Origin of the sequence: Bradyrhizobium elkanii WSM2783, from assembly GCF_000472865.1 — a bacterium.
Classification (GTDB): domain Bacteria; phylum Pseudomonadota; class Alphaproteobacteria; order Rhizobiales; family Xanthobacteraceae; genus Bradyrhizobium; species Bradyrhizobium elkanii_A.
This window is the reverse complement of sequence record NZ_AXAP01000064.1, coordinates 22,999-48,007: the sequence shown is the minus strand read 5'-3', so window position 1 is coordinate 48,007 and position 25,009 is coordinate 22,999. Positions and strand designations below refer to the sequence as shown.

The 25,009-nt window shown below is 64.9% G+C and carries 23 protein-coding genes; 12 read left to right on the top strand and 11 right to left on the bottom strand.

The features are described from left to right. Positions 1–343 precede the first annotated feature (343 nt). On the bottom strand, positions 344–1,789 hold the full coding sequence (locus YY7_RS0136250; RefSeq protein ID WP_028167480.1) for a helix-turn-helix domain-containing protein: 1,446 nt from the start codon (positions 1,787–1,789) through the stop codon (positions 344–346). A 200-nt stretch (positions 1,790–1,989) separates the two neighbouring features. Between YY7_RS0136250 and YY7_RS0136245 the strand changes: the two genes are divergently transcribed. From YY7_RS0136245 to YY7_RS0136235, 3 genes are all read left to right on the top strand, one after another. Beyond that, positions 1,990–3,627: an isocitrate lyase gene (locus YY7_RS0136245; protein WP_028167479.1), complete on the top strand. Its 1,638-nt coding sequence runs from the start codon at positions 1,990–1,992 to the stop codon at positions 3,625–3,627. 25 nt (positions 3,628–3,652) lie between these two features. Beyond that, positions 3,653–3,862: a DUF4170 domain-containing protein gene (locus tag YY7_RS0136240; protein WP_028167478.1), complete on the top strand. Its 210-nt coding sequence runs from the start codon at positions 3,653–3,655 to the stop codon at positions 3,860–3,862. Positions 3,863–4,074: 212 nt separating this feature from the next. Beyond that, the gene (locus tag YY7_RS0136235; RefSeq protein ID WP_028167477.1) at positions 4,075–4,632 is read left to right on the top strand and encodes a hypothetical protein; all 558 of its coding nucleotides are present in this window, start codon (positions 4,075–4,077) and stop codon (positions 4,630–4,632) included. Positions 4,633–4,637: 5 nt separating this feature from the next. On the opposite strand, the gene YY7_RS0136230 is transcribed toward YY7_RS0136235, so the two are convergent. Continuing rightward, positions 4,638–5,525, bottom strand: a complete 888-nt coding sequence (locus YY7_RS0136230; protein ID WP_028167476.1) for a metallophosphoesterase family protein — start codon at positions 5,523–5,525, stop codon at positions 4,638–4,640. Positions 5,526–5,670: 145 nt separating this feature from the next. On the opposite strand from YY7_RS0136230, the gene YY7_RS0136225 reads away from it, so the two are divergent. Genes YY7_RS0136225 through YY7_RS0136210 form a run of 4 tightly spaced genes read left to right on the top strand, consistent with a single transcriptional unit; the run spans position 5,671 to position 8,888 of the window. Further along, entirely contained in the window at positions 5,671–6,147 is a 477-nt protein-coding gene (locus YY7_RS0136225; RefSeq protein ID WP_035691794.1) for an NUDIX domain-containing protein, read from the top strand. A gap of 57 nt (positions 6,148–6,204) precedes the next feature. After that, positions 6,205–7,350: a hypothetical protein gene (locus tag YY7_RS0136220; RefSeq protein ID WP_028167474.1), complete on the top strand. Its 1,146-nt coding sequence runs from the start codon at positions 6,205–6,207 to the stop codon at positions 7,348–7,350. Between the two features lie 17 nt (positions 7,351–7,367). Further along, positions 7,368–8,327, top strand: a complete 960-nt coding sequence (locus YY7_RS0136215; protein WP_433994550.1) for a glycosyltransferase family 2 protein — start codon at positions 7,368–7,370, stop codon at positions 8,325–8,327. Positions 8,328–8,375: 48 nt separating this feature from the next. Beyond that, entirely contained in the window at positions 8,376–8,888 is a 513-nt protein-coding gene (locus YY7_RS0136210; protein WP_028167472.1) for a GNAT family N-acetyltransferase, read from the top strand. A gap of 58 nt (positions 8,889–8,946) precedes the next feature. Here the strand turns inward: YY7_RS0136210 and YY7_RS0136205 are convergent, their stop codons facing one another. The 6 genes from YY7_RS0136205 to YY7_RS0136175 form a co-directional block, all read right to left on the bottom strand. Then, positions 8,947–11,328, bottom strand: a complete 2,382-nt coding sequence (locus tag YY7_RS0136205; RefSeq protein WP_028167471.1) for a TonB-dependent receptor — start codon at positions 11,326–11,328, stop codon at positions 8,947–8,949. A 102-nt stretch (positions 11,329–11,430) separates the two neighbouring features. Beyond that, positions 11,431–11,844, bottom strand: a complete 414-nt coding sequence (locus tag YY7_RS0136200; protein WP_028167470.1) for a DUF2946 family protein — start codon at positions 11,842–11,844, stop codon at positions 11,431–11,433. 275 nt (positions 11,845–12,119) lie between these two features. Beyond that, the gene (locus tag YY7_RS0136195; RefSeq protein WP_028167469.1) at positions 12,120–14,183 is read right to left on the bottom strand and encodes a membrane protein; all 2,064 of its coding nucleotides are present in this window, start codon (positions 14,181–14,183) and stop codon (positions 12,120–12,122) included. Positions 14,184–14,316: 133 nt separating this feature from the next. Beyond that, entirely contained in the window at positions 14,317–17,121 is a 2,805-nt protein-coding gene (locus YY7_RS0136185) for a DUF4159 domain-containing protein (protein WP_433994549.1), read from the bottom strand. Then, positions 17,118–18,059 (bottom strand): DUF58 domain-containing protein, encoded by a 942-nt coding sequence (locus YY7_RS0136180; RefSeq protein WP_028167467.1) that lies wholly within the window; start codon positions 18,057–18,059, stop codon positions 17,118–17,120. Before YY7_RS0136180 ends, YY7_RS0136185 begins: the two co-directional genes overlap by 4 nt. Beyond that, on the bottom strand, positions 18,059–19,054 hold the full coding sequence (locus YY7_RS0136175) for an AAA family ATPase (protein ID WP_028167466.1): 996 nt from the start codon (positions 19,052–19,054) through the stop codon (positions 18,059–18,061). The genes YY7_RS0136180 and YY7_RS0136175 overlap by 1 nt, the downstream gene beginning before the upstream one ends. A 234-nt stretch (positions 19,055–19,288) precedes the next feature. Here YY7_RS0136175 and YY7_RS0136170 point away from each other — a divergent pair, with 234 nt between their 5' ends. Genes YY7_RS0136170 through YY7_RS0136150 form a run of 5 tightly spaced genes read left to right on the top strand, consistent with a single transcriptional unit; the run spans position 19,289 to position 22,839 of the window. After that, positions 19,289–19,903, top strand: coding sequence for a DUF1285 domain-containing protein (locus tag YY7_RS0136170; protein ID WP_028167465.1), 615 nt, complete (start codon positions 19,289–19,291; stop codon positions 19,901–19,903). An 8-nt stretch (positions 19,904–19,911) separates the two neighbouring features. After that, entirely contained in the window at positions 19,912–20,571 is a 660-nt protein-coding gene (locus YY7_RS0136165) for a CoA pyrophosphatase (RefSeq protein ID WP_409334758.1), read from the top strand. Continuing rightward, positions 20,568–20,831, top strand: a complete 264-nt coding sequence (locus YY7_RS0136160; protein WP_028167463.1) for a DUF6111 family protein — start codon at positions 20,568–20,570, stop codon at positions 20,829–20,831. Before YY7_RS0136165 ends, YY7_RS0136160 begins: the two co-directional genes overlap by 4 nt. Continuing rightward, positions 20,828–22,084 (top strand): CCA tRNA nucleotidyltransferase, encoded by a 1,257-nt coding sequence (locus tag YY7_RS0136155; RefSeq protein WP_028167462.1) that lies wholly within the window; start codon positions 20,828–20,830, stop codon positions 22,082–22,084. The genes YY7_RS0136160 and YY7_RS0136155 overlap by 4 nt, the downstream gene beginning before the upstream one ends. Further along, positions 22,081–22,839: a TSUP family transporter gene (locus YY7_RS0136150; RefSeq protein WP_028167461.1), complete on the top strand. Its 759-nt coding sequence runs from the start codon at positions 22,081–22,083 to the stop codon at positions 22,837–22,839. Before YY7_RS0136155 ends, YY7_RS0136150 begins: the two co-directional genes overlap by 4 nt. Positions 22,840–22,990: 151 nt before the next feature. On the opposite strand, the gene YY7_RS0136145 is transcribed toward YY7_RS0136150, so the two are convergent. From YY7_RS0136145 to hemF, 3 genes are all read right to left on the bottom strand, one after another. Next, the gene (locus tag YY7_RS0136145) at positions 22,991–23,248 is read right to left on the bottom strand and encodes a YodC family protein (RefSeq protein WP_028167460.1); all 258 of its coding nucleotides are present in this window, start codon (positions 23,246–23,248) and stop codon (positions 22,991–22,993) included. Positions 23,249–23,376: 128 nt separating this feature from the next. Beyond that, positions 23,377–24,138, bottom strand: a complete 762-nt coding sequence (locus YY7_RS0136140; RefSeq protein ID WP_051397101.1) for an HAD family hydrolase — start codon at positions 24,136–24,138, stop codon at positions 23,377–23,379. Next, a complete protein-coding gene (hemF, locus tag YY7_RS0136135) occupies positions 24,122–25,009 on the bottom strand; it encodes an oxygen-dependent coproporphyrinogen oxidase (protein ID WP_028167458.1) in 888 nt (295 codons plus the stop codon). The genes YY7_RS0136140 and hemF overlap by 17 nt, the downstream gene beginning before the upstream one ends.

Sequence of the window (25,009 nt, the reverse complement as noted above, 5' to 3'; positions counted from 1 at the left end):
TCACCCTTGGCAAGCCGCCGCAGGCAAACATCCTTGCCCGCAACCATGCGTTCGACGAGCGCCGCCCCCCTTTATCGAGACGACGATCCCCGAACCGGCCCAACGTCCAGTCAATCCGTGGCGACATCGCGGCACCTCCGTCAAATCGAAGTGCCACAATAGAAATCACACAGATTCCCGATTCTGGAATCCCTCACACCCGCCCCGAGTCAATCCGCCGCACCGCACCACATCTGTGCATGCCCTAGTGCTTTCGCAGGGACGACAGCGGTGCGAGGCGTGACAGTAACGGCTACGGCTTATGACGATGATGAGAGCGGCGCGAGCATGGGATCAACGACCCTCACAACTCCCGCGCATTCGAGAACGCGAACGAACTCACCCGCCGCGTGTTCTCGTCCAGGATCAGCGTGCGCGTGATCGGCGGCTCGGCGCGCTGGGCGCAGTTCTCGCGCTCGCAGAGGCGGCAGTTGACGCCGATCGGCGTGCCCTCGGCCTTCTCGAGGTCCATGCCGGCGGCGTAGACGAGGCGCGAGGCGTGGCGGATCTCGCAGCCAAGGCTGATCGCAAAGCGCGGCTGCGGCAGCGGATGCGGGGCGATCGGCCGGCGCACCATCTGCGCGATCGAGAAATAGCGGGTGTCGTCGGGCAGCTCGATCACCTGCTTGAGCAGGCGGTCCGGGGTGTCGAAGGTCGAATGCACGTTCCACAGCGGGCAGGTGCCGCCGAATTTCGAGAACGGAAACGTGCCGGAGGAGAAGCGCTTGGACACGTTGCCGGCATTGTCGACGCGCAGCATGAAGAACGGGACGCCGCGCGCGTTCGGCCGCTGCAGCGTGGTGAGGCGATGGCAGATCTGCTCGAAGCCGGCGTTGAAGCGCTGCGCCAGCACATGCACGTCGTAGCTCAGCGCCTCGGCGGCGCTAAGGAAGGGCTGGTAGGGCATCATCACGGCGGCGGCGAAATAGTTCGCGAGCGTGATGCGGTAGAGCCGCCGCGCCGCATCGTCGAGCGGCCCGCCGCGACCGGCGATGGAATCGATGCTTGCTCCGCATTCGGCGAGCCCGATCTGCAGCGCGAGCTGGAAGGTGCGGCTCGGCGTATCGACCAGCTCGGAGATCAGGAGCTGCCGGCGATGGCGGTCGAAGCGCCGCAGCGTCTCGCGCATCACGTCAACAGGCATGATCCGGGTCACGATCGAATGCTTTTCGCGCAGCCGCGCCGAGAGCGCGGCGAACAGCCCGTCGGCAGCCACGTTCAGTTCGTCGCGCAAATTCTCCGCCGCGGTCTCGAGTTCGGGGAAATAGTTGCGGTTGGCCTCGATCAGATCGCGCACGCGCTCGATCGGATTGGCCTCGAAGCGGGCGCCCTCGTTGCGGTCGGCCATCTGCGCGGCGACCAGGGTCTCGCCGCGGCGCGCCTCGGTATAGGCGGCGTAGAGCCGCTGCAGCGCGTGCGTCACGCCCGGGCAGAGCTCGGCGAGGTCGCGCAGTTCCTGCTTGGGAACATCGATCTGGCGGAACAGCGGATCGGAGAAGATCTCGTTGAGCTCGGCGAAGAAGCGATCCTCGTCGGCGGTCGCAAGGTCCCGCAGGTCGAGGTCGTAGGTCTCCGCCAGGCGGAGCAGGATCTGGGCCGTCACCGGGCGCTGGTTGCGCTCGATCAGGTTGATGTAGCTCGGGGAAATGCCGAGTCCCTCGGCGATCTGGGTCTGCGACAGCCCCAATTGCTGCCGGATCCGGCGGAAGCGTGGGCCGACAAACAGCTTTTTTCCGGACTCGCCAGGCATGGCAGTGTTCCTGACCTATTTATTACGAAATTTACAAAATGACATTTCACACAAGAACAGATGTTACATGACATCACCATTCGAGTGCAAGGCATCTGTACTAATTCAACCGCTTCGCGTTTAGCTCCTGACACGCATTTCGCAACGCACTGTCACGAATGTCGATCGAAGCACGAACGGCAAAGACAAGGATCACGGACATGAACTACCAGCCACGTGGGATCAGCGACCGGGCTATCCAGGGACCGGCTTCCTATCTGAGCGAGATTGAAGCCGCCGAAGCACTCCTCAAGACCAAGGACACGTGGAACGGTGTGACCGCCGAGGCCGTGGCGCGCATGCGGCTGCAGAACCGCTTCAAGACCGGCCTCGATATCGCCCGCTACACCGCGGCGCTGATGCGCGCCGACATGGCCGCCTATGACGGCGACCCCACCAAGTACACTCAGTCGCTGGGTTGCTGGCACGGCTTCATCGCCCAGCAGAAGCTGATTTCGGTGAAGAAGCATTTCGGCACGACCGATCGCCGTTATCTGTACCTGTCCGGCTGGATGATCGCCGCGCTCCGCTCCGAGTTCGGACCGCTGCCCGACCAGTCGATGCACGAGAAGACCTCGGTGCCAGCCCTGATCGAGGAGCTCTATACCTTCCTGCGTCAAGCGGACTCGCGCGAGCTGAACGATATCTTCCGCGCGCTCGACGCTGCCCGCAAGGAAGGCGACAAGGCCAAGGAAAAGGCGCTGATCGAAAAGATCGACAACTTCCAGACCCACGTCGTGCCTGTCATCGCCGACATCGATGCCGGCTTCGGCAACGCGGAAGCGACCTATCTGCTCGCCAAGAAGATGATTGAAGCGGGCGCCTGCGCCCTGCAGATCGAAAACCAGGTCTCGGACGAGAAGCAGTGCGGCCACCAGGACGGCAAGGTCACCGTGCCGCATGAGGTCTTCCTGGCGAAGATTCGCGCCTGCCGTCACGCCTTCCTTGAGCTCGGCGTCGAAGACGGCGTCGTCGTGACCCGCACCGACTCGCTCGGCGCCGGCCTCACGCAACAGATCGCCGTGAGCCACAAGCCCGGCGACATCGGCGACCAGTACAACAGCTTCCTGGATTGCGAGGAAGTGACGGCCGCCAACGCTCGGAACGGCGATGTCATCATCAACCAGAACGGCAAGATGATGCGTCCGAAGCGGCTGCCCAGCAATCTCTATCAGTTCCGCCCAGGCACCGGCGAAGACCGCTGCGTGCTGGACTGCATCACCTCGTTGCAGAACGGCGCCGATCTCCTGTGGATCGAGACCGAGAAGCCGCATATCGAGCAGATCGCCAAGATGGTCGATCGGATCCGCAAGGTGGTTCCGAACGCGAAGCTGGCCTACAACAATTCGCCGTCGTTCAACTGGACGCTCAACTTCCGTTGGCAGGTCTACGATGCGATGAAGGAAGCCGGCAAGGACGTCAGCAAGTACAACCGTGCCGAGCTGATGAAGGCGGAATACGACGACACGCCGCTGGCAATCGAAGCCGACGAGCGCATCCGCACCTTCCAGGCCGATTCAGCCAAGCGTGCCGGCATCTTCCATCATCTGATCACGTTGCCGACCTATCACACGGCAGCTCTGTCGACGGACAATCTCGCAAGGGAGTATTTCGGCGAGCAGGGCATGCTTGGGTACGTGAAGAATGTTCAGCGCCAGGAGATCCGTCAGGGTATCGCCTGCGTCAAGCATCAGAACATGGCCGGCTCGGATATCGGCGACGATCACAAGGAATATTTCGCCGGTGAGGCCGCTCTGAAGGCGGGCGGCGTCCACAACACGATGAACCAGTTCGGCTAACCGTTGGATTGATCAGGAGACTATCATGACCACAGGCAGCAATTTCTGGGTGATCGGCGGCGAGTTCGGCTCGATGAACTTCCACAAGCTCGTCGAAGGCTCGGCCCAGGTCAAAGGTCCGTTCAAAACCCGCAAGGAAGCGGAGGACTGCTGGCGCGAAGTGTCGGAAGAGAACCGCCACAAGGCCGGCGTACGCTTCTCCATCGTGGAGGAGCCCTCCCGTGTCCCGGCCTGAGGCTGCCGACGGTCAAGCGTAGAAGAAGACGTCCAAGGACGGACGGCCCCATCCGGATTTCCGGGTGGGGCTGTCTGATTTCGGGACGCCCCTTCGAGGCCCCCTTGGGGATAAGTCGCGCGATAAACCCTTGGGAACCAACGGCCTTTGCGGACGTAACGGTTACTGATAGGTTAATAGGCGTAGAACCCGTCAGGACGAGGCCGCAAGGGATGTCGGACGCCCAGAATACCGGCAATGCCGCGAGCGAGATGCGGCCGACGCTGCGCGAAGCCTTGCGCAAGGCGCGGATCGAGGCTGCGGACCGCACTGGCGTCGTCGTCGAACTGCGCGATGCCGAGGTCGCGCGGCTGGAAATCTTGAACGAGGCGCTTGATCCCTTGTTTGCGCAGGTGCCGGAAAAGGTCGATCTGTTCGACCGCGGCATCAGCCAGGGCGAGACGCCGCGGCTGTGGATCGATGTCGTTGCCCATGTCGTGATGGGACGCGACAAGCGGGTCTACCGCTTCGTGCAGGACACCCGCTTCGGCCGCATCGTGCTCGCCGAATCGCATGATGTGCCTGTCATCGTCGATGCCGTCACCGACTATGTTGCCCGCCGCATGATCGAGCGCGAGCATGCGATGGTGGCGACGGCGAAGGTGGCGGAGCCCGTGCCCGCCGAGAAGCCGCGGCGCCGCCGCGGGTTCGGGATGTTCCTGCTCGGCTTCATCCTCGGCGCGCTCGCGCTGTTCGGCCTCGCCCTGTTCGCGAGCCTGGGCAATCTCTAGCAGCGTCACACCAGCCGCGTGTCGCTCAGACGCCCGACGCGCAGGTCGTCGCCGATCCCGCGCACCACTTGCTCGCAGCGCCAGGCATTGCCGTCGCGCTCGATCGAAAACAGATTATACGCCGCCGCCGGATAGTGATGGCGCGGCAGCGCCGAAGCCGAGGGCACGCCGATCGCCGGGATCTTGCCGCTGGGGCCGTCGAACCACATCGTGGAATGGATGTGGTCATGGCCGTGCAGGATCAATTCCACGCCGTATCGCTTGATGAGATCGAGCAGCTTGTGCGAGTCGGTGAGCCGCTTGACGCGCGCATCCGAATGCAGGGGATGATGAACCAGCAGCACGCGGAAGGCATCTTCGGTCGACAACTCCGCCAGCATCCGCTCGAGCGCCGCGAGCTGCGCGTGGCCGAGCCATCCGGTCGCCATCAAGGGCGGCGTCGGCACCGCGGAGGATGTCCCGATCAGGGCCACCGGACCGCGCCGGCGCAGGAACGGAAACAGCGCGGCGCCGTCTGCGCCATCGCCGCGCAGATAGTCGGCGAAGGTCGTGGCGAAGCGATGCCGCGTCGCCCGCACATAGGCGTCGTGATTGCCGGGAACGACGGTCACGCGATCCGGCGGGCCGACGCTTTCGAGCCAGGCGCGCGCCGGCTTGAACTCCGTCTCCAGCGCCAGATTGACGAGATCGCCGGTAATCGCAATGTGATCCGGATGTTGCCCCTGCAAGTCCGCCACCAGCGCATCCAACACCTCGCGCCGATGGTATTTGTGCCGGTTGCGGGTCCAGTTCAGATAGCCGAAGGCGCGCTTGCCTGCGAGGTCGCGCAGCCGCGCCACCGGCAGCGGCGGCAGATGCGGATCGGACAGATGCGCCAACCGAAACGCCGCCATCATTCCGTCCCTGTTGGCCTGTCCGTGATATACAGCAGCGGCATGGTTATTCCCTGATGGTCCGCATTCTATTGGCAAGCGGGCGGCTTCCGCGCAAGGATCAAACGTCGTTGTCGTTCCAGTCGAGGTTTTCGTGACGTTCCTGATGGATTTGCGCAAGCGCTACGAGCCGCAGCTCAGGCGGGTGTTCCATCTCTATTTTCGGCTGGCACGCGGCATGACGCTCGGCGTGCGTGCGGTCGTGCTTAACCACGAGAACAAGGTGTTCCTGGTCAAGCACAGCTATGTCAGCGGCTGGTATCTGCCGGGCGGAGGCGTCGAGGTCGGCGAGACGCTGATGGAAGCGCTGCGGCGTGAGCTCGAGGAGGAGGGGCGCATCGAGCTTGTGGGCGCCCCGGTGCTGCACGGTGTCTTCCTCAACAGCCACGTCTCCCGCCGCGACCATGTCGCGGTCTACGTCATCAGGCAGTACCGCCAGGACCGCCTGCCGGAGCCGAACCATGAGATCGTGGACACCGGCTTCTTCGATCCGGCGGCATTACCCGCCGACACCACGCCCGGCACCCGCCTGCGGATCGCCGAAGTGCTCGATGGCGGGGCGCCGATCGCCACATGGCGCTAGCGACGGCTTGTGCTAGAAGACCCAACCTTGAAGATGGAACGCCGCGACAGGGGCCGGATGAAACAATTGAAAACCGCCTTCGGCGTCGTGTTGCTGCTGATCCTGATCAGCAACATCTGGACAATCTCGAAATGGACCGAAAGCCGCGGCGTCTACGATGACATCTGCTACCTCCGCCAAGCGCATCTGTTCCAGCGGTTCGGCGCCAGCGGCCTGGACACGAACGTCGTCAGGGATGACGACGGCTACACGCTGCGTAAACTCCAGGAGATCCACTTCCCGGATCCGGGCGATCCCGCGCGCTGGCCGTGCCACACCTTGACGGCGGCGTTGAACAAGGTCGTGCTGCAATATCCGCCGGGCACCGGCTTTGTGCTCGCGCTGTTTCCGTCGGGCTTCCAGGTGACTCCGCTCTATGCCGCCGCGTCGATCGCGATTTTCGCCGTCGCGCTGCTTGCCCTGGCCCGCGCTGCCACGCGTTCCGCTGTCGTGCTCGCCGGCCTGTTCGGTATCGTGGCGCTCTATTTGATGATCAACCCGACCAAGGCAAGCTATTCCGTGGCGCCGACCATGATGGTCTGCGCGCTGACCGGATTCCTGACCGCGCGGCTGTTTGCGAGTAGCGGCGCACGTCGCATCCTGCTTGCCGCGTCGGTCGGCTTGTTGATCGGCCTTTCCGTCAATTTCCGTCTGCCGAACCTGTTTCTGTCGGCAGGCTATGCGGTGTTCTTCCTCATCGCCTTCCTGCGCGCTCGGAACATGAACACCTTCTGGCAAGGTCTTTCGTTCGGCGTCGCGTTCCTGATCGGCATGGCACCGACACTGATCGCGAATGCGATCAATGCGGGAAGCCCGTTCTCGACCACCTATGGCGGTGTCGACGCGGTGCCGCCGGCATTGGATGCGTCCGTCCTGCTGCAATATGTGCGGGATGCGCAATTCCCGCTGCTGCTGATTGCGATCGCCTGGGTGGTGGCGCTGTGGCGGTCAGGGGGACGCGTGGCGACACGACAGATTGTCGCCGTCGTCGCGCTTAACCTCGTCATCAATCTGATCTTCTTCATGAGCCATCCCGTCTTCACGCCCTATTACGTGATCCCGATTGTCATGCTGTCATTGTGGACGTTGTTGTTCGCTACCCTGGATCATTGGGCGCCGAAGCTCGCGGATGATTTTGGCATGCCGCAAAAAGCGAGTGCCTGATGGTGAGCGAGGACGTCATGGCTCGGTCAGCGACGGTGGCGATGACGGCGTCCGCATTGCGCGTCGCGGTGCTTGTGCCGTGTTTCAACGAGGAAGCGGCGATCGGCACTGTGGTTTCCGATTTCCGCAATGCGCTGCCGGAGGCGCAGATCTTCGTCTATGACAACAACTCGCGCGACCGTACCGCCGAGATCGGGCGTGCCTCGGGTGCAGAGGTCCGCAGCGAGCGGCGCCAAGGCAAAGGACATGTGGTGCGGCGGATGTTCGCCGACGTCGATGCGGACATCTATGTTCTGGTCGATGGCGATGCGACCTATGACGCGCCGAGCGCCTCGCGCATGATCGAGATGCTGGTGAACGATCATCTCGACATGGTGGTCGGCGTCCGGATCGATCAATCCGCGGCTGCCTACAGAAGAGGCCACCGCACCGGCAACCGGATGCTGACCGGCTTCCTGTCCGCCGTGTTTGGCCACGCATTCCGCGACATCCTGTCCGGCTACCGGGTGTTCTCGCGCCGCTTCGTCAAGTCCTTTCCGGTGCTGTCGGACGGTTTCGAGATCGAGACCGAGCTCAGCGTCCATGCGCTGGAATTGGCATTGCCGGTCGGCGAGATCGAGACGCCCTATTATGCTCGCCCGGAGGGATCGGTCAGCAAGCTGAACACCTGGCGTGACGGGTTTCGGATTCTCGGAACCATCCTGAGGCTCTACCGTTCGGAGAAGCCACTGCGGTTTTTCACCGGCATTGGCGTGGTCCTCGCGCTGATCTCGATCGTGCTGGCGATCCCGATCGTCATCACGTTCATCGAAGAGGGCATCGTGCCACGGCTGCCGACGGCGGTGCTGTCGACCGGCCTCATGATCGTGGCGATGCTGTCGGTCTCATCAGGGCTGGTGCTTGACACGGTGACCCGCGGCCGCCGCGAGATGAAGCTGCTCGCCTATCTGTCCCAGCCGGCTATTAACAAGAAATGACGCGGGCGATGGACCGCGCCCGATCCAGGTGCTATCCCGCGCATCACCATGAGTGATTTGTCGCTGACCATCCTGCCGGAAACGCCGAACGACGCCCAGGCGATCGAACGCCTGCATGAACGCACGTTCGGGCCGGGCCGATTCGTGCTTAGCGCCTATCGGCTGCGCGAACATGTCGACCATCTGCTCGATCTGTCCTTCACCGCGCGCATCGGCACGCTCCTGGTCGGTTCGGTCAGGCAACTGCCCGTCATGATCGGCGACACGCCGGCGTTGATGCTGGGCCCATTGACCGTGGAGCCGCCGTTTCGTGACCGCGGCGTCGGCCGCGCGCTGCTCGACCGCGCGCTCTCCGATGCCAAGGCCAAAGGGCACCGCCTCGTGATCCTGGTCGGCGACGAGCCTTACTACAGCCGCGTCGGCTTCAAGGTGGTCCCGAAGGGCAGGGCGACCATGCCCGGCCCGGTTGACTACAATCGCCTGCTGGTGGCCGAACTGGTGGAGGGCGCCTTCGCCGACGTCTCCGGTCCGATCGGCCCCGATTGGAGCAAGGCACGGTAGAGGAAGTCACCGTGCTCTCCCTCTTCCGCAGCAAGCGAAAGAGGGAGCAGGAACCGGCTCAGAACTTCAGGTTCGCAAAGGCCCTGACGCCAATGCCGGGCAGCAGCACCTGGTCCTTGGTATAGGAGACGGAGTTGCGGATGTTCTCGTTGAGCAGGTTGTTGCCGACGAGGCCGACCGTCATCTCGCGTGCGCCGATCCAGGACTGGTCGAGCTTGGTGTTGTAGCTGACCTCCGCCTTTAATAGGTTGTAGCCCGCCGTCGGCGTCTCCGCGATCGGAGCGACGTCGTTCTGTGCAAACGCGTGCAGCAGGTTGACGCGCATGAACCAGTTGTCGTCGCGCCAATAGACGCCGCCACCGAGGCGCATCGGCGGAATGCGTGGCACGTTGGTGCCGTCGCTGAATGTGGCGCGGACGATGTCGAACTGGTTCTCGATGCCCCAGATGCCGCTATAGAGCGGCCCGATATCGAGCTGGCTCTGGAACTCGCCGCCGCGGAAGGTGGCGTTGCGCTGGGAATAGACCGCCTGGTTCAATTCACCGTCGGGCGCGCCGCAGGAATTGAAGTCCCCGTCACACATCACGCCGGTGAGCCGGCGAAAGATGAAATTGTCGAAATGGGTGTAGTAGGCGGTTGCCTCGAAGCGGAACGGTCCGGTCGCCTTGCGCAGGCCGATCTCGACCGATTTCGCGGTCTCGATCGTCAGGTTGGGATTGCCGATATCGAAGGTGGCGGTAGCGTCATGCGGGCCGCGCGAAAACAGTTCCGCGGGCTTTGGCGCGCGCTCGACATATTGTGCGGTGATGCTGCCGACGAGATCGTAGGGCAGGTTCTGGATCAACCCGATGCTGCCGCTTTTCGGCGTAAAGGACGGATTGCGGGCGATGTTGAACTGCGGATTGCCGTCAGGCAGGAAGTCGGGTGGGAAATTCGGTGTCGAGCCGTGCAACTCGACATGCTCGATACGGCCGGCGATCTGCGCCTTGGTGGTCTCGGAGAATTTGAACTCGTTGAAGACGTAGCCGGCGATACGGTTGTTGTTGTTCGGATTCCACAGGCCGTTGAATAGCGAACCGGGATCGTCCGGGCTCGGAGCGGTCAATTCCTGGTGGCCACCCTGCAGGCCGAACGCGGTGGTCACCTCGGCAAAGCGCGCGTTGAACGGCATCAACTGAACCTCGACGCGGGCCTCCTGCTCCTTGTTGGTGAAGGTCTGACGTACGCCGTCGCTGAAGGGATTGGCTGGATCCGCCAGCCCAAGCTCGTTGTGTCTGTAGTCGGTCGCGCCGGCCCAGAGACGGATTGCGTCGATGGCCGCGGCATCCGGCCGGTATTCGCCTTTCATGGTGATCTTGGTCTGATGTGCGTCGATCCGGGTCTGATGGTCGGCGCCGTCGATACCAGGGATGTGATAAAGTGTATCGTTTTGGGTGATTGCGGCGCCGATGAAGCCGCCATTGAAGATATACGAGCCGCCGATCGAGGCACCATCCGCCTGCATGGCCGAATTCGGCTGGCGGTAGTTCACCGGTCTCGAGTGGTCGAACAAGTAGGGGTAGCTCGGGATGTCGTAGTCGCCGGCCTTGCGACCAAAGGCGTCGGCGTGAAACGCGAAATTGCCTGCGCCGGTATCGAGCAGGATGCCGCCGTCGACGCCACGGTCGGCGGAGTTAACCGCTGTTCGCGTCTCGACGTTCACGCAAGGTGACGAAGGCGCGCCGGCCAGCGGCGCTTTCGCTGGCAGGCCGTAGGTTTGGAACGGCGGGGCCGCGCATGAGGGAAGGGCATCCGGAATGCGGTTGTTGGTCGCGCTGACGATGCCTCCGATCGAAGTCGAGCCGTAACGCATCGCCGCCGGACCACGAATGACCTCGACCTGGTTGGTGGCGAGCGGATCAACCGGCACGTAATGATCCTCACCGAGATCCGAGGCGCCGCCGGCGTTATTGCCGTTCTCGATGATTCCAACGCGATTGACGTCGAGACCTCGGATAATCGGCCGGCTCGAAGCGCCCGGCGCAAAGGTTGAGCCGGTGATGCCCGGTTTGGAAAACAGGAGGTCACCGAGCTGTGCGGTGCCCTCGCGGCGAATTTCCTCGTTCGGCACCACGGTGACCGTTGCGAACTGATCGGTCACGACCTGCAGCACCCCTTGCTGTGGCGCTGGCGGCGCGGCCGGCGCGGGCTGCGGTTGTTGGGCTACGCGCTCGCGATTGCGGCCGGGTGTGCTGCGCGCGGCGCGAACGGGGGCGCGCGCCGGAGCAACGGCCCGGTGGCGCCGCACGATCGGACTTGGTGCCGTTACGTTGATGTCAGGCAGTTGCGTTGCCGGCGCCGCTGCGGGTGCATCCTGAGCGATCGCGCCGCTGCCGAGCGCACATAGTACCAGCCAGCTTGCTCCACCGATGTGGAAAGCTCGTTTTTTCTTGAATCCCATTTTCCTGATCCTGATGTCGTCGGCCGCGCCGACGGACCCGATTGCGATGTGCTTCGCATCTCGCTTGAGCAGCGGGCGTGCGAAGGCGGTTCGGTCAATCGATCAGGAGAGGGGTGGCGCGCGCGACTGGAACGCTCGATGGGCGGTGCCGAGATGGGCGAAGCCGGCTTCGCTGGTGAGCTTGAGAAGTTCGATCGCCTGCGGCAGCAACAGCACCGGAGGCGTTGCGAACAGCATGCCGTGCGCCATCGTGATGACGGCGCAGATGGCGCAGCCGTCGGCGGGCTGCTGATGGTTATCCTGGTGCGGAGATGGTTGCTGGGGCGCGGACAGGCTCGCCGCATCCGTGACCACGAGGTCCGCGGCACGAAGGAAGTCGGTCTGCGATGTCGCGGTCTGGAGCGCGGGAGCGGCCTGCGCCGGATGGAAGTGGCCGAACGACAGCACAAACTGGACGGCGAGCGCGAACAACGCCAGCCGCGCGCCAAGTTTGACGTGTTTTCGAATCCACTTCACGAATCTATGCCCACCCCGGGGACGGCCTACCCTGACCGGCCCGATGTTACATTATAACATCGGAAGGAGATGGCGGTGTCAACCGCGGCTCGGGCGAGCGTCGCGCGATCAGTTGAGGCTGTGTGATTGTTGCAACGGCGCGGATGATAGACCCTCATGGTGAGGAGGCGCATAGCGCCGTCTCGAACATGAGGCCCTGATCTCGCCCGGAGCCCATCCCTCGAGACGCCGCTTCGCGGCTCCTCGGGATGAGGGGAGACCGTGGCCGATTTCGCCTACCGCCCCTCGCGGAGCCACGTCGCGGCGAAGGCGCCGAGCAGCAGCAACAGGCCGATCAGCCCTGCGAACATCGGCAGCACGCCGACGCCCTTGACGACGCTGGCGTCGCGCATCCTGACGCCCATCCAGCCCTCGCCGCGGAACACGCTCGACGCACGGACCGGCACGATGCGGGGCATGTCGAGGCTGGTGCCGTCGACCACGCGGCGGGCGTCGCCGCCTGTTGCCTGCGCCAGCGGCTTCAGCATCTCGGTCGTGGAGGTCACTTCCGAGAATTCCTTCGGGTTGGTCGGACCGACATTGACCAGCGCCTTCAGCGTGCCGTCGGTCGCCTGCCACAGGCCGAGCTCGTTGGCGGGCAGCGTCGCCTTCCATTCGCCCGGCTCGCCCTGGGTCAGCGTCATCTCGCGCGTGGCGCCGCTTGGCGAGGTCACGGTGACCGGCGGGACGTTGTCGCCCATGGTCTGGCGCACCACGGAGAGATCGCGGCCCTGGAGCTGCAGCCGCAACGCTTCCTCGTCCAGATCGGGCTGCTTCATCAGCCAGTGCGACATCCGCCTGAGCAGGTCGAGATGCGGACCGCCGCCCTCATAGCCGCGCGCCCACAGCCAGATGTGGTCGGAGAGCAGTAGCGCGACGCGGCCCTCGCCGAAGCGCGACAGCAGCAGCAGAGGCTTGCCGTCGGCGCCGGTCATCACAGGCTGGCCGATGGCGTTGCGGGTGTCGACGGTACGGAAGAAGCGGCTCCAATGCGGCGGCTCGCTGTTCGAGCCTTCCAGCCCGCGCGTCACTGGGTGGCGCTTTCCGGCGTCGGAGAGATGTGCATAGAACGGCTTCTCGGTGACGCCGACGGGTTCGGCCGGGAGTACCGAGTCGAGCGGCGTACGCCAGATGCTGGTGGTGGATGCATAGTCCGGACCGGCGGAGACCAGCACCGCGCCCCCCGCGCGGACGTAGCGCGCGATATTGTCGAAATAGGCGATCGGCAGCACGCCCTGGCGGGCATAGCGGTCGAAGATGATGAGCTGGAACTCGTTGATCTTCTGCTGGAACAGCTCGCGGGTCGGAAACGCGATCAGCGACAATTCATTGATCGGCGTGCCGTCCTGCTTTTCCGGCGGACGCAAAATGGTGAAATGCACGAGGTCGACGCTGGCGTCGGACTTCAGCAGGTTACGCCAAGTGCGCTCGCCGGAATGCGGCTCACCCGAGACGAGCAGCACACGCAGCTTGTCGCGCACGCCGTCAATCGCGACCACCGCGCGGTTGTTGACCAGCGTCAGTTCATTGTCGAGCGGAGATGCCTCGATCTCGACGATATTGGGTCCGGCATGCTTGATGTCGATGTCGACATTGGCGGTCTGGCCGCTCTGCAGCGTACGCTCGTTGATCACCTCGCCGTCGCGGCGCACGGTGATCCTGGCGCTCTGGCCGGTCACGCCCTGGTCGTCGAGCCGGTAGGTGATGGTCTGGGTCTGGCCGACGATGCCGAAGCGCGGCGCGGCCGAAATTGCAATCCGTCGATCACGCTCGTCCTTGCGTCCGGTGATCAACGCGTGCACCGGCGCCTGGAAGCCGAGGCCGGCGGCATTGGCCGGGATGTCGTGCACACGGCCGTCGGTGATCAGGAAGGCACCGGCGACACGGTCGACCGGAACGTCCGACAATGCGGAGGACAATGCGCCGAACAGCTTGGTGCCGTCGGTCTCGCCGTCGGCCTGGCCGCCGTCGACGACGCGCACTTCCAGGCCCTTGATCTTCTTCAGGCTGTCGACCAGGGCCTCCTGCGCCTTCGCGGTCTCCTGGTTGCGCGTGCCGAAATTCTGGCTCGGGCTCTTGTCGATCACGACGGCGGCGACCGAGGATAAGGGTTCACGGTCCTCGCGGGTGAAGGAGGGGTTGGCAAGCGCGAGCAAAATGAGCGCCAGCGCCGCGACGCGTATCCATGCGCCGCGCGTGCGTGACAGCAGGAGAAGCGCCGCTATGACGACGATCGCCGCAAGCCCGATCCACAGCACGAGCGAGGGCACCAGCGGCGTGAAGGCAATGCCGTAATTCATAATGCGAACCTATCCGCATCGTCATGCCCGGGCTTGTCCCGGGCATCCACGTTCTTCGTGCTGAGCGGCGAGGCGTGGATGGCCGGGACAAGCCCGGCCATGACGGCGTGTGCGTGGTGAATGTCCCAGCGTATCATTGTCCCAGCCGCTCGATCAGGGCCGGCGCGTGCACCTGGTCGGCCTTGTAGTTGCCGGTCAGCGTATACATCACGATGTTGACGCCGGCGCGGAAGGCGAATTCGCGCTGGCGCGGCTCGCCGGGGGTGAGCGGCAACATCGCCTGGCCGTCGGGCCGGATCGCCCAGGCGCCGGCGAGATCGTTGGAGGTGATGATGATCGGCGAGACGCCGTCGCCGCCGCGGGCGGGGCGCTGTGCGGCCTCGTCATCGTCTTCGCGCGGCAATGTCTCGACCCAGGTCTGGCCCGAAGTGAAGCGGCCGGGGAAGTCGCGCAACAGGTAGAACGTTTTGGTCAGCACGTGCTCACGCGGCACCGGCTCGAGCTCGGGCACGTCGAGCGAGGACAGGATCTCGCGCAGCGCCTGCATGCCCGGCGTCTGCGAGCCGCCATTGTCGCCGGGCGGCGCCTCGACGGCGTCGCGGGTGTCGAACAGCACGGTGCCGCCCTGCTTCATATAGGCGTCGATCTTGTTGATCGCGTCCTGCGGAGGCTTTGGCGCGCCGGGCACGATCGGCCAGTAGATCAGCGGGAAGAAGGCGAGTTCGTCGCGCGCGGGGTCGACGCCGACGGGATCGCCGGCTTCCAGCGCGGTGCGTTGCGCCAGGAACAGTGTCAGCCCGGACATGCCGGCTTTCACGATGGAGTCGACGTCGGCATTGCCGGTGACGACATAAGCGAGCCGCGTCTGCGAAACCGCCTTCATGGCGAAGTCGTCGCTGTTCTCGGCGCGTGTGGCGGACGGCGCCATCGATGCCAGCAGGAAGGCGAGCGCCAGCGCCGCAGGTGCCGCGCGCCGCCGCCACAACGCGGCAAGGCCGGCGCCGAGCATGGCCACCACGATGGCATCGAGCAGGAACAGGCCGAGCGCCGATGACAGCAGGATGCCGCGGAGGTCGCGTGGCTCGGCATTGGTGTAGCTCGCCCGCCGTGCACGCAGGGCAGACGTGTCGAGCGGGGCGATGCGGTCGGCGGTCGCCAGCGTGTTGACGGCGATCGGGGCGTCAGCCGGGCCGTAGAAGCCGGGCGGGTGATCCGGTGTCGCGCGGTCGCGATAGTCGGCCAGCATTGGTTTGGCGGTCGACGGCGGCGGACCGAACGCGCCAAAGCCATCCAGCGTGCGGAGCGGCGCCACGGTCTCGGCCTTGGCTTCGCCGGCCACTCCAGCACCAGGCGTCGAGGTGTAGCCGGACATGTCGACCAGCCGCCGCAGCATCTCGACGAAAGTGCCGGACATCGGCAGGTCCGACCAGCGCGAGTCCGCGCCGACGTGGAACAGGCTGACCACGCCCTTGCCGCGATGCTCGCCGGTGACGAGCGGCGTGCCGTCTTCCAGCGACGCCCAGCTCTTGGTGGCGAGCACGGCATCCGGCTCGGCCAGCACCTGCCGGCTCACGGTAACGTCCTTCGGCACTGGAAGACCGGCGAACGGGCCCTCGGCTGTGAACGACGCCAGATGCTGCGGCTTCTCCCAGGTCAGGCTGCCGCCGAGGACACGGCCACCGCGGCGCAGCTTCACCGGCACCAGATCGTCATCGGCTTGCGCCAGCCGTGGGCCGGCGAAACGCACCAGCACGCCGCCCTGGTCGATCCAGGCATTCAGCCGCTCGCGGATATCCGGCGACAGCGTGCCGACATCGGCCATCACGATCATCGGCAGCCGCTGGTCGAGGAATTGGGCGATCGCCTGCTGAGGCGCGCCGCGGTCGCCAAGACGCACATCGGCGAATGGCGACAATGCGCGGGAAAGGTAGAAGGTTGAGGCGAGCAGCGGCTGCGCGGTGTCGTTGGTCGCGCCGGAGACGACGCCGACCGCACGGCGCCGCCACCTCTTGTCGAGGAGCTGCACCGCGCCGGCGGAGCGCTCGCCTGATATCTCCAGCCGGGCGATGTCGTTGCGCAGTTCGACCGGGAGATCGAACGATGCCTCGGTCTCGCGATCCTGCGGGGCGAAGGCGTAGCGCGCCTCGCCGATCGGCGAGCCCTTGGCATCCAGCGCGCGAACCGTCCCGGAAGTGATGCCGGTCTCGGTGCGCAGGACCTTCACGGTCATCTTGGCCGCGGCGTTCTCGGCGGCAACGAGCGCCTGCGCGGACGGCGCACCGCCCTCGTAGATCGTCAGCGTGCGGTTCTCGACCAGCTTGCCGAGGCCTTCGGTGAATTCTGTGCCGCGCCCGGTGTCGACGCCGTCGGACAGCCAGGCGATCTCGGCATCGCCGGTGGCTTTCAGGAACCGATCGATGACCGGCAGCGTGTCGACGCGGTCGATCGAATAGGGCTTCGGCGCGAGCTGCCGCAGCGCGACGCGCGCGGTGCCGGCCGGCATCAGCGTGATGTCGCGCGCGGGCTCCGACAGCGGCACCAGCGCTACGCCGCGGCGGTCATTGTCCGCACTGGCGATCAGTTCGTCGGCGGCCCTGATCCGGGCATCCCAGCTCGAGGCCGAGCTCCAGCCGTCGTCGAGCAGGATCACGAGCGGCGCCTTGGAGGATGCAAGCCCGGTCTGCGGATTCCAGATCGGCCCGGCCGCGGCGAAGATGACGAGCGCGGCGGCGAGGAGGCGCAGCAGCGTCAGCCACCATGGCGTGCGCGAGGGCGTTTCTTCCCTGGGCTGGATGTCGAACAGCAATCTGGTCGGCGGAAATTCGATACGCCGCGGCCGTGGCGGCATCACGCGGAGCAGCCACCAAAGGGCCGGCAGGCTCAGAAGGCCGAGCAGCAGCATCGGTTCGGCAAAGGACAGCGGCAGGCCTGCGATCATGCGCCGAGCCCCACTTTGACGGTGGACCGTACGCTGGCCTTGCTCACCGTCATGCCGTTATGCAGGAACAATAGCAGCTCCGCCGCGGAACGGCTGGTGGTATGGGTCGAGAACAACCAGTCGAGCCGGTTGGTCTCGGCGCGGATCTCGTCACGATGCAGCGCGACGCGCGCGACATAGTCGCTGGCCCAGCTCTCGGCGCGGCCCGCGGTAATCGCAGTGCCCGCTTCGGGTTCGACGAATTCAACGCGGCCGGAATAGGGGAAGGTTTCCTCGGCGGGATCGACGACCTGGATCACCGTGCCGTGCGCGCCCGAGGCCGACAGCCCGGCGAGCGTGGTTCGGATTTCCGAAATCGGCGACCAGAAGTCCGACAGCACCACGATCTCGGAAAGTGCCGACGGCACGAAGGACGGCGGCAGGCTGGCGCGGGTCGCATCGTCATGCAGCATCGCCTGCGCCATCTTGTCGATGACCGTGCGGCTGGCGGTCGGGTTCATCAAGCCGGGAATGCCGACGCGTTCGCCGCCGGCGACCAATAACTCGGCCAGCGCAAAGGCGACGATCAGGCCGCGCTCGAGCTTGGAATCGCGCGCCTGCTTGGACGCGAACGCCATCGACGGCGAGCGGTCGGGCCAGATCCAGACAGTGTGCGCCGCCTCCCACTCCTGCTCGCGGACGTAGAGATGATCGTCGCGCGCCGAGCGCCGCCAGTCGACATTCTGCGACGGCTCGCCGGAGACGAAGCGGCGATATTGCCAGAAGCTCTCGCCGGCGCCTGCGCGGCGGCGGCCGTGCAAGCCATGGATGACGTTGTTGGCAATGCGGCGGGCCTCGAGCACCAGGCGCGGCAGCGACGCGGCGAGCGATCGGCTTTCGCCGTCGGCACGTCGGACTGCGAGGATCTCCTCGTCCAGGCGCTTGTTCTCTGCGGCCATCAAGCGATCCGCGTCTTCAATTGCTTGATCACGTCAGGAATGGTGCGGCCTTCGGCGCGCGCAGTGAACGTCAGCGCCATGCGGTGCTTGAGCACGGGTTCGGCGAGATCGAGCACGTCGTCGATCGAGGGCGCGAGCCGCCCGTCGAGCAGGGCGCGGGCGCGGACGGCGAGCATCAAGGCCTGGCTGGCGCGCGGGCCCGGTCCCCAGGCGATCAGCTTCTCGCCTTCCGGGTTGGGCCGCGCGGCGCGCACCAGCGACAGGATGGCGTCGACGACGGAATCGCCGACCGGCAGCCTTCGCACCAGGCGTTGCGCGCTGAGCAGCAGTTCCGCGTTCATCGCAGCCTTCGCCAGCGTTTCTTCCGCGCCGGTGGTTTCGAACAGGATGCGACGTTCGGCCTCACGGTCGGGGTAGTCGACATCGATCTCCATCAGGAAACGGTCGAGCTGCGCTTCGGGCAGCGGATAGGTGCCTTCCTGTTCCAGCGGGTTCTGCGTCGCCAGCACATGGAATGGCTTGGGAAGGTCATGGCGGGCGCCCGCAACCGTGATGTGCTGCTCCTGCATGGCTTGCAGCAGCGCCGATTGGGTGCGCGGGCTGGCGCGGTTGATCTCATCCGCCATCAGAAGCTGCGCGAATACCGGACCTGCGATAAAGCGGAACGAGCGCTTGCCCGTGTTGCTCTCGTCCAGCACCTCCGCGCCGAGGATATCCGACGGCATCAGGTCCGGGGTGAACTGGATGCGCTTGGTGTCGAGGCCGAGCGTGATGCCGAGCGTCTCCACGAGCTTGGTCTTGGCAAGGCCGGGAACCCCGATCAGCAGCGCATGTCCGCCGGAAAGGATCGTCACCAAGGTATTCTCGATCACCCGGTCCTGGCCGAAAATAACCGTGGAAATCGCCTCTTTTGCCGTACGGATCTGGCCGGCAACCTGCTCGGCCGAGCGGACGATCACGTCTTCCAGTTTTTCGACACTGTCTGCACCAGCCATTCCGTGCTCCTATCGACGGCGCAACCTTCACATCGTCACGCCATGGGCCCCAAGCTAAGCATAAGCGAAGGCCATGTATTCGTTGAATTAAACTATCCCCACCTTAGCGGCTTTTCAGGGTATGAACGCCATCACGATGTGGCGAGAACGGCATACCTACGCACATCTGAAAGATGTACGTAAGAAACGTGCACCAATCGTGCCAGATTGAAGCTCTCAACCTTAAGGCAAACCATGGCGAACGAAGGGCAAACAAGCCGTCAGGGCCTCGAAGGATTGACCGCCGCGGCCACTAATGCCGCAAAAACAAATCCGGCCGGCGGCAAGGGCCTTCCACCCGTGCATTTGTGGAATCCGCCGTTCTGCGGCGATATCGATATACGAATCGGCGGCGACGGCACATGGTACTATATGGGAACACCGATTGGCCGGCCGGCGCTGGTGCGGCTGTTCTCCACCATCCTGAAGCGCGAAGACGGCAAGCATTTCCTGGTGACGCCGGTGGAGAAGGTCGGCATCCGCGTCGACGATGCGCCCTTCCTTGCGGTCGAGATGCAAAAGGATGGGGACGCGCGCGGGCGGCTGCTCAGGTTCCGCACCAACGTCGACGACTGGGTCGATTGCGATGCCGCGCACGGCCTTCGTTTCGAGCCGGGCAATGACGGCGGGCTCATGCCCTATCTGCATGTCCGCGCCGATCTCTGGGCCAAGGTCACCCGTCCGCTCTACTACGATCTGGTTGACATGGGGGAAGAGCGGATGGTCGATGGTCATCCGATGTTCGGAATCGAGTCCGGCGGCGCATTCTTCGCGATGGCGGATGCGAAAGAGGTGAGGGACGCGCTTTGAACGAGCCGATGCTGAAGACGGAGCCGGCGGCGATCAGCTCGGCGGAGTTTTTCGCGCGCAGCCATGCGCGGCTGAATTTCGACGTCCCGCCCGGCCTGGTCGATCCGAACATCATTCCGAGGACCGGCGACTCCGGCAATGACCGCATGCTCGAGATCGTCGCGCACGAACAGCCGGTGCGGCCGGCCGCGGTGCTGATCCCGGTGGTCGACCGCGATGAGCCGACGGTGCTGCTGACGCAGCGCTCGGAGCATTTGAGCAGCCATGCCGGCCAGATCTCATTCCCCGGCGGCAAGATCGACGCGACGGATGCCTCTCCGCTCGATGCCGCGCTGCGCGAGGCCAATGAGGAAGTCGGGCTCACGCGCGACTTCATCGAGCCGCTCGGCTATCTCGATCTCTACGGCACGGCATTTGGTTTTCGTATCCTGCCGACGGTGGCGCGGGTGAAGCCCGGCTTCAGGCTCAAGATCAACGAGGGTGAAGTCGTCGACGCGTTCGAGGTCCCGCTTTCGTTCCTGATGAACCCGGCGAACCATCAGCGCCACAGCAAGGAATTCCGCGGCATCGAGCGCTCCTATTATGCGATGCCCTTTGCCGAACGTTACATCTGGGGCGCGACCGCCGGGATCCTGCGCGTATTGTACGAACGGATCTACCTGCCATGATCCGTCCGGTATTGACCGAGATCGGGATCTTCCTCATCCCTTTCGCAGTCTATGCCGTGTTCCTCATTGCAACGCGCTCCGGCGTCTTGGCGAAATCTTCCTGGCCTTTGCCTTTGATTGCGAAGCTGGTGCTGGGTGCGCTGCTGCTGGTCGTGGTCAGTTTCGTGCTGCTCGCCCATTTCTCTGGTGCGCCGCCGAATTCGACCTATGTCCCCGCTCATATCGAGAATGGCAAGCTCGTGCCCGGAGTTGAGAAATGACGCATGCACGCGCGCTGGAGCAGGCGCCTTGGCTGAGATCGGGACCCACGGCACGCGTGCTCGCGTTGCTCAACGCCGACGGTGAGGAAGCGCGTGTGGTCGGCGGCGCGGTGCGTAACGCGCTGTTGCACCGACCGATCGGCGACATCGATCTCGCGACCACGGCGGTCCCTGAGGAGGTGATGCGCCGCGCCAAGGCCGCAGGAATCAAGAGCGTGCCGACCGGCATCGAGCATGGCACGGTGACGCTGGTCGTCGACAAGCATCCGTTCGAGGTCACGACCCTGCGCGAGGATACCGAAACCTATGGCCGCAAGGCCAAGGTCGCATTCGGCCGCGACTGGGCGCGCGATGCCGAGCGGCGCGACTTCACCATCAACGGCCTTTCGGTCGATGCAGCCGGCGTGGTGCACGACCATGTCGGCGGGCTCGATGATATCGCCGCTCGCCGCGTGCGCTTCATCGGCGATCCCGGTCAGCGCATCGCCGAGGACTACTTGCGCATCCTGCGCTTCTTTCGCATGCATGCGGCCTACGGCGCCGGCGATCCCGATCGCGCCGGCTATCTTGCCTGCATCGCCGGCCGTGCCGGCCTGGCGCAGCTTTCGGCGGAGCGCGTGCGCATGGAAGTGCTCAAGCTCGTGGTCGCCGACGGCGCGGTGACCGCGGTCACCGCGATGGCCGATGGCGGCCTGCTGCAGATGATCCTGGGCAGCGTCGGCTATACCGGGCCGTTCGCGGTCATGATCGCGGCCGAGCGCGAGCTCGGGCTCGAGGCGAGCGCGGTGCGCCGGCTCGGTGCGCTGGCGCTTGCCATCACCGAGGACGCAAAGCGCGTTGCCTCCAAGCTGCGGCTCACCAATGCCGAGGCGAAGGCGCTGGAAGCGATGGCGGATCGCTGGTGGCAGCTCGCCGGCATCGACGAGGCGGCGGCACGCCGCTGGCTCTACCGTCTCGGTGAGGCGGCCTATCTCGACCGGATGATGCTGGCCTGGGCGCGGATGAGCGATGGCCGCGACATTGCTCGTTGGCGCGAACTGGCGCGCCTGCCGCAGCGCTGGCAGGCGCCGAAATTTCCGCTGAAGGCGGCCGATTTCATTTCGCGCGGGATTGCCGAGGGGCCTGCGCTCGGCCATGTGCTGGCACAAGCCGAGCAGGCGTGGCTCGCCGCGGAGTTTCCTCTTGACCAGACGGCGCTCTCGGCAATGGCCGATGAGACCGTCGCCCGCTTCACCCACGACCACCGATTGTGAACATCCTCGCCAGCCTTTCCGATATCTCCGTGCTCCGACTTCTGCTGGTCGCCGGTGTCGCGTTGCTCGCTTCGGCCGTCGGAGGGCTCGCGGGCTATGGCACCGGCGCCCTGATGCCGTTGGTGCTGGTGCCGCTGGTCGGTGCCGAGCCGGTGGTGCCGATCATCGCGATCTCCTCGATCTTCACCAATCTGAGCCGCTTCGTCGCCTATGTCAGCTATGCCGACCGCCGCCGCGCGCTGATCGTGATCGCGGCTGCGATCCTGACGACCGCGCTCGGTGCGTACGCCTACACACGGCTCTCCGGTGCCGGTGCTTCGATCGTGATCGGCAGCATGCTGATCCTGAGCGTGCCGCTGCGGCGGCTGCTCAAGCGCCATGATGTCAGGATCGGCGACACTGGCCTTGCCGCGGGCGCGGTTGGTTACGGTGTCGTGGTCGGCGGCACGGCGGGCTCGGGTGTGATCCTGCTGTCGCTGCTGATGGCGGCCGGTCTCGACGGTGCCGCTGTCATCGCAACCGATGCGGTGATCTCGCTGGCGACCAGCATCGTGAAGATTTCGGTGTTCGGGCTTGCCGGCGTGGTTACTGCGCAGGTGCTCGCCTTTGCGATCCTGATCGGTGTGGTCGCGATCCCCGGCGCATTCCTGGCGAAAGCGTTCGTCGAGCGCATGCCCGTGCACGTCCACACCGCAATCCTGGATATCGCCGTGATCACGGGCGGTATCGTGATGATCTCATCGGCGCTGAGATAGTGCTGTAGCCCGGGTGAAGCGCAGCGTAACCCGGGAGCGCTCGTCAACATCGATTGGGCTGTCCCGGGTTGCGCTGCGCTCCACCCGGGCTACGAGATTGCTCGCCGACGCCGCCAGGTCTTGTGAACCGGGCCGCATCGCAGGAAGGGACTTACGCGACCTTGCCCTTGCGGTCGTCTTCGTCCTCGTCTTCTTCCTCCTCGTCGTCTTCTTCGTCTTCCTCGTCGTCGTCCTCTTCCTCGTCATCAAGATTGGCGGCTTCGAGGACGGCAAGGGGAAGCGTTTCCCGAAACAGATCGCCGTCGATACCCATCCAAACACACTCGACAGAGTCCTCGTTCACTTCCGCCACCGTAATCGGGTGCCCGCCCGATTTCAGCATCACCACATCGCCTGGTTTCAGTTCCATGGTGCACCCATCCTTCGCGTGATCGACACGCCGGCACGTTACAGAGCTGTCATGACAGTCCGATCACGAAGGAACGTTCCCACAGGATTTTGACGGGGATTGATCTGCGCGGCGAAGCGCGGGCGCCGTTACCGGTCCGCGCCGGGAAGCAGTTCCGTCAGGGAGCGGATGATGCGATTCGGCCTGACGGTCGATCCCGTGGGAAGACCATCCCCGTGCACGTCGATCCAGATCGCGTAAATGCCGAGCCGTTGCGGTGCGACGACCTCCCATTCCAGATTGTCGCCGATCATCCAGGTGTCCGCTGCGCTGACGCCGAGCGCATCCATGGCGTGCAGATAAGCGCGCTCTTCCGGCTTGCCGAAGCCGTGCTCGCCTTCGATCTGGATGTGATCGAAGCGGTGCGTCAGTGCGAAGCGCTCGATCTTGGCGCGTTGCATCAGCGCAGCGCCGTTGGTGACAAGCGCGAGCTTGATGCCAAGCGACCGCAGCCCGTCTATGGCGTCGTGCGCGCCGGGAAAGACAAAGATGCTTTCCTCGCGAAACGTCGTGAAGCGGTCGGCGATCCGGACCGCGAGGTCGTCTGAAAGGGGCGGGTGGCCGCTTGCGCGAAGCGTGGCGAAGCCGCCCCTGACCGTTTCGCGGCGCGCTTCCTCGAGTTTCAGGCGCCAGATCGGCTCCGCCGTGGACCAGAATTTCCGGGCGAAAGCGAGGATCGCGGCGGCAACGATCGGCGGATCCAGTGGCGCCAACTCATCGGCGAATTCGGCCGCGATCGTGTTCCAGGCGATCTCGGGCCGGGCATAGGCCGACAGGATGGTGTCGTCCATGTCGATCAGCATGGCGCGGGGGAGTTTGGTCACGATGGCGATCTCACGGCCATTTCGCATGCGGCGGCATCGACGACAGGATCGAGTCGACATTGCCGCCGGTCTTCAGGCCGAAAATCGTGCCGCGGTCGTAGAGCAGATTGAACTCGACATAGCGGCCGCGCCGGACCAGTTGCTCCTCGCGATCGTCGGCGGTCCATGCCGTCGCAAAATTGCTCCTGACCAGTTCGGGATAGATCTTCAGGAACGCGCGACCGACATCCTGGGTGAAGGCGAGGTCGGCGTCCCAGTCGCCGCTATCGTGCCAATCGTAGAAGATGCCGCCGATGCCGCGCGCCTCCTTGCGGTGCGGCAGGTAGAAATAGTCGTCGCACCATTTCTTGTATTTTTCATACGGCGCGATCCGCGCATGCGCATCGCAGGCCGACTGCATCGCGGCATGGAAGGCGAGCGCATCCGGATCGTCCTGCGTGCGCCGCCGGTCCAGCACCGGCGTGAGGTCGGCGCCGCCGCCGAACCACGCCTTGGTGGTGACGACGAAGCGGGTGTTCATATGCACCGCCGGCACGTTCGGATTGTGCAGATGCGCGATCAGCGAGATGCCCGAGGCCCAGAAGCGCGGATCATCCGCCGCGCCCGGGATCTGGGCGCGGAATTCGGGAGCGAACTCGCCATGCACGGTCGAACAGTGCACGCCGACCTTCTCGAACAAGCGCCCACGCATCATCGCCATCACGCCGCCGCCGCCGGGCTTGCCGGTGTGGTCGGTGCGTTCCCACGGCGTGCGCACGAAGCGCCCGGCTTCGCCTGGATAGAGCCAAGCAGGCGCGTCATCCTCCAGCCGCTCAAAGGCCGCGCAGATATCGTCGCGCAGTATTTCAAACCAGGTTTTCGCGCGCGCCTTGCGCTGTTCGATGGCGGATTTGTCCAT

Bases quoted from the DNA above. Each gene is read 5' to 3' on its own strand.
- YY7_RS0136250 (WP_028167480.1), bottom strand. From the start codon at position 1,789: ATGCCTGGCGAGTCCGGAAAAAAGCTGTTTGTCGGCCCACGCTTCCGC.
- YY7_RS0136245 (WP_028167479.1), top strand. From the start codon at position 1,990: ATGAACTACCAGCCACGTGGGATCAGCGACCGGGCTATCCAGGGACCG.
- YY7_RS0136240 (WP_028167478.1), top strand. From the start codon at position 3,653: ATGACCACAGGCAGCAATTTCTGGGTGATCGGCGGCGAGTTCGGCTCG.
- YY7_RS0136235 (WP_028167477.1), top strand. From the start codon at position 4,075: ATGTCGGACGCCCAGAATACCGGCAATGCCGCGAGCGAGATGCGGCCG.
- YY7_RS0136230 (WP_028167476.1), bottom strand. From the start codon at position 5,525: ATGGCGGCGTTTCGGTTGGCGCATCTGTCCGATCCGCATCTGCCGCCG.
- YY7_RS0136225 (WP_035691794.1), top strand. From the start codon at position 5,671: ATGGATTTGCGCAAGCGCTACGAGCCGCAGCTCAGGCGGGTGTTCCAT.
- YY7_RS0136220 (WP_028167474.1), top strand. From the start codon at position 6,205: ATGAAACAATTGAAAACCGCCTTCGGCGTCGTGTTGCTGCTGATCCTG.
- YY7_RS0136215 (WP_433994550.1), top strand. From the start codon at position 7,368: ATGGCTCGGTCAGCGACGGTGGCGATGACGGCGTCCGCATTGCGCGTC.
- YY7_RS0136210 (WP_028167472.1), top strand. From the start codon at position 8,376: ATGAGTGATTTGTCGCTGACCATCCTGCCGGAAACGCCGAACGACGCC.
- YY7_RS0136205 (WP_028167471.1), bottom strand. From the start codon at position 11,328: ATGGGATTCAAGAAAAAACGAGCTTTCCACATCGGTGGAGCAAGCTGG.
- YY7_RS0136195 (WP_028167469.1), bottom strand. From the start codon at position 14,183: ATGAATTACGGCATTGCCTTCACGCCGCTGGTGCCCTCGCTCGTGCTG.
- YY7_RS0136185 (WP_433994549.1), bottom strand. From the start codon at position 17,121: ATGATCGCAGGCCTGCCGCTGTCCTTTGCCGAACCGATGCTGCTGCTC.
- YY7_RS0136180 (WP_028167467.1), bottom strand. From the start codon at position 18,059: ATGGCCGCAGAGAACAAGCGCCTGGACGAGGAGATCCTCGCAGTCCGA.
- YY7_RS0136175 (WP_028167466.1), bottom strand. From the start codon at position 19,054: ATGGCTGGTGCAGACAGTGTCGAAAAACTGGAAGACGTGATCGTCCGC.
- YY7_RS0136170 (WP_028167465.1), top strand. From the start codon at position 19,289: ATGGCGAACGAAGGGCAAACAAGCCGTCAGGGCCTCGAAGGATTGACC.
- YY7_RS0136165 (WP_409334758.1), top strand. From the start codon at position 19,912: ATGCTGAAGACGGAGCCGGCGGCGATCAGCTCGGCGGAGTTTTTCGCG.
- YY7_RS0136160 (WP_028167463.1), top strand. From the start codon at position 20,568: ATGATCCGTCCGGTATTGACCGAGATCGGGATCTTCCTCATCCCTTTC.
- YY7_RS0136155 (WP_028167462.1), top strand. From the start codon at position 20,828: ATGACGCATGCACGCGCGCTGGAGCAGGCGCCTTGGCTGAGATCGGGA.
- YY7_RS0136145 (WP_028167460.1), bottom strand. From the start codon at position 23,248: ATGGAACTGAAACCAGGCGATGTGGTGATGCTGAAATCGGGCGGGCAC.
- YY7_RS0136140 (WP_051397101.1), bottom strand. From the start codon at position 24,138: ATGCGAAATGGCCGTGAGATCGCCATCGTGACCAAACTCCCCCGCGCC.
- hemF (WP_028167458.1), bottom strand. From the start codon at position 25,009: ATGGACAAATCCGCCATCGAACAGCGCAAGGCGCGCGCGAAAACCTGG.